General features: G+C 75.0%; 4 protein-coding genes. All 4 read right to left on the bottom strand.

Features of this window, described 5'->3' with window-relative positions:
- On the bottom strand, window positions 1-235 hold a 235-nt coding region (locus tag BJF79_RS35875; protein ID WP_262403066.1), incomplete at its 3' end, for a S26 family signal peptidase.
- Window positions 232-2,145: an ABC transporter ATP-binding protein gene (locus tag BJF79_RS35870; RefSeq protein WP_075904100.1), complete on the bottom strand. Its 1,914-nt coding sequence runs from the start codon at window positions 2,143-2,145 to the stop codon at window positions 232-234. The genes BJF79_RS35875 and BJF79_RS35870, both read right to left, overlap by 4 nt.
- Window positions 2,142-2,684: a hypothetical protein gene (locus tag BJF79_RS35865; RefSeq protein ID WP_075904098.1), complete on the bottom strand. Its 543-nt coding sequence runs from the start codon at window positions 2,682-2,684 to the stop codon at window positions 2,142-2,144. Before BJF79_RS35865 ends, BJF79_RS35870 begins: the two co-directional genes overlap by 4 nt.
- Window positions 2,685-2,807: 123 nt before the next feature.
- Entirely contained in the window at window positions 2,808-2,996 is a 189-nt protein-coding gene (locus BJF79_RS35860; RefSeq protein ID WP_143220693.1) for a hypothetical protein, read from the bottom strand.
- Window positions 2,997-3,053: the final 57 nt, after the last annotated feature.

Genomic DNA, 3,053 nt, shown 5'->3' with positions numbered 1-3,053 from the left:
GGGCCCGCCGGGTGCGCCCCGGCGGCACGCCGTCCGGGGCGCGCAGCACCACGACGTCCCCCCGACGGACGCGCCGCGGCGGCACCCGCCGGACCAGCACCCGGTCCCCGGTGCGGAAGGCGGGCTCCATGCTCGCCCCCGAGACGTCGATGACGGCGAACCGGCGCCGCAGCAGCGAGACCCCCGCCAGCGCCGCGACGACCGGAACGACCGGCAGGAGCAGCGCCCGCCTCACGGCACGACCTCCGCCGACCGCCGCCCCGCCGTCGCCGCGTCCGGTGCGCCCGCGCCGTATCCCTGGGCTTGCAGGGTGAACAGGCGGGCGTAGACGCCGTCGCGGCGCAGCAGCTCCGCGTGGGTGCCCTCCTCCGCCACCCGGCCCTCGTCCAGGACGACCAACAGGTCGGCGTCGCGGATGGCGCCGAGCCGGTGCGAGATCAGCACGCTGGTGCGGCCGGCCCGGTGCGCGCGCAGGCCGGTGTGGATCTCGTGCTCGGCCTCGGCGTCGAGGCCGGAGCTGGGCTCGTCGAGGACCAGCAGGTCGCGGCCGTCCCGCAGCATGGCCCGAGCCAGCGCGAGCCGCTGCCACTGCCCGCCCGACAGGACGACCCCGGCGGTGGGATCGGCCTCCCCGTCCGGGCCCGCGTCGAAGAACAGGCGCGACAGCATGGTGTCGTAGCCGTCCGGCAGGGCCGTCACCGTCGCGTGCACCCCGGCCCGCCGCGCGGCGGCCTCGATCCGCTCCCGGTCGTCGAGCGCGGGCAGGTCGCCCAGCCCGATGTTGTGCGCCGCGCTCACGTCGTACTCCATGTAGTCCTGGAAGACCGCGCCGACGCGGTCGCGCAGCTCGGCCGGATCCAGGTCGCGCAGGTCGACGCCGTCCCACAGCACGGCGCCGCGCTCCGGGTCGTACATCCGGCACAGCAGCTTGACCAGCGTGCTCTTCCCGGCCCCGTTCCGGCCGACCAGCGCCGTGGCCCGGCCGTGCGGGATCGTGAGGGTCACCCCGCGCAGCGCCCACGGATGGTCGGGCGAGTAGCGGAACCACACGTCCCGGAACTCGACGCCGCGGCGCAGCGGCGGGACGGGCACCGGGTCCGCGGCGACCGGGATGTCCGGTTCCGCCTCGATGACGGCGAGGTAGTGGTCGAACAGCAGCAGCTCCTGGTGCGCCAGCGTCACCTCGTTCACCAGCGCGGACACGGCCGCCTGCACCCCCGCCACGGACGTGACCAGCAGTGCGACGTCGCCGGGCGTGAGGGCCCCGGTCCGCGCGGCGAGCAGCGCCCACACCAGGCCGCCCCCGGCGATGGCCGCCGACAGCAGCGCCAGGACGGACTGCACCGCGAGCTCGCGCCGGTCCATCCGGCCGCGCTCGCGGTTGGACGCGCGGCGCTCGCGGTTCATCAGCCCGCGGAAGTACGGGCCGGTGCCGAACAGCCGCAGCTCCTTGGCCGCCTTCACGTCCGTGAGCACCTGCCGGTAGAACAGCTCGCGCCGCTCGACCGGCCCGAGCCGCCACATCATGGCGGCGCGCTGCCGCGACAGCCGCAGCTCGGCCAGCAGCGCGGGCACCGCCGCCAGGATCACCGCCGCCGTCAGCCACGGGCTGATGAGCAGCAGCGACGCGACGAACCCGAGGACCGTCACCGCGCCCCGGCCGATGGCGAGCGTCCCGCCCACCACCTGGCTCGGGGTGCTGCCGCCGGACTGGTGCGCGAGCGACAGCCGGTCCAGGAACACCGGGTCCTCGAAGCGGGCGAGCCCGGCGAACCGTTCGGCGGCCCGGAACAGCTGGTCCTGGGTGAGCAGCCCGATCCGCCGCTCCAGTTCCGACCGGACGTAACGGCTCAGGTGCGGCAGCGTCGCCGCGGCGATGCCCGCCGCCGCCAGCCCGGCCGCGATCTGCACGACCTGCGCGGTGCTCGCGGTCCGCTCCGCGACCGCGTCCAGCGCGAACTTGGTCAGCCACGCCACGACGACCGGGACCGCGGCCTCGGCCAGCGCACCGGCCGCGAAGCACACGGTGAGCAGCCGTCCGGCGGTCCAGGCCAGCCCGAGCGCGCGCAGCACCCCGGCGGCGCGGACCCGCACCCCGCCGTCCCGCTGCCCGGTGTCGTCCGTGCCGTCGTCGTCGCCGGTCATGCCGTGGCGGGGGCGGGGGCGGGCGCCGCGGGCTGGTCGGGCAGCACCCGGCCGCCGTCGCCGAGCACGCCGATCGCCGGGAACGCCTGCACGTTCAGCGCCGCGTTGATGCCGCCGCGGCCCGTCTCGACGACCACCCGCGCGACCGGCTCCAGCTTCGCGCGGTAGTCGGCCGCGCCGTCGTCGGCCAGGTCGACGATCACGGCGAGCACCCGGTCGCGGCCGCCCTCGAACCCTTCGGCCTGCGCGACGAACCCCGGCAGCCGCTCGATGCAGGCCGAGCAGTCGGGGGAGAAGACGCCGAGGAGCGTCCGGCCGGTCAGCCCGTCCCGCGTGATCACCTCACCGGTGGTGGCGACGGCCTCGAACTCCCCGGCCCGCTCGCCGGGCGCCAGCATCGGTTCGGGCGCCGCCATGCTCCCGGCCCGCGCGATGAGTTCCGAATGCTCCCGGAGCCTGCGGACGACGCCGAGTGTGAGCACGAGGTCGAGCACGCAGATCACGCCGACCAGGACGACGAGGGAGACGATTACCGGCATGAATCCTCCAAACGACGACCGTGAATATGGAGGACGGTACGAGCCGGTTCGATAAAGCGGATACAAGCGCCATATATTCGGGGCCGGAGCCCGTAGGCTCCGGCCCCGGCGGGGAAACGAGGGTCAGCAGGTCCAGCGGCAGCGGCCGCACCAGTACGGCTCGCCGGGCACGGCGCAGCAGATCTTCAGCAGGCAGCCGGGGCCGCAGGACTTCCAGTCGCAGTAGGGGCCGAGGCCGGCGGCCTGCGCGGTCGCCTTCGGGACGACGCGGGTCAGCAGCCGCTCGCCCATTCTCTCCAAGCTCGCGATCATGTTGGTCACCTCCTTTCTTCGACGCCTTCACACTAGGTCGGCCGCGCACAAATCCCA

The organism is Actinomadura sp. CNU-125 (assembly GCF_001942465.1).
Classification (GTDB): domain Bacteria; phylum Actinomycetota; class Actinomycetes; order Streptosporangiales; family Streptosporangiaceae; genus Spirillospora.
The sequence above is the reverse complement of the archived record's forward strand: the minus strand, read 5'-3'. Positions and strand labels throughout refer to the sequence as shown.

Bases quoted from the DNA above. Each gene is read 5' to 3' on its own strand.
- BJF79_RS35870 (WP_075904100.1), bottom strand. From the start codon at position 2,145: ATGACCGGCGACGACGACGGCACGGACGACACCGGGCAGCGGGACGGC.
- BJF79_RS35865 (WP_075904098.1), bottom strand. From the start codon at position 2,684: ATGCCGGTAATCGTCTCCCTCGTCGTCCTGGTCGGCGTGATCTGCGTG.
- BJF79_RS35860 (WP_143220693.1), bottom strand. From the start codon at position 2,996: ATGATCGCGAGCTTGGAGAGAATGGGCGAGCGGCTGCTGACCCGCGTC.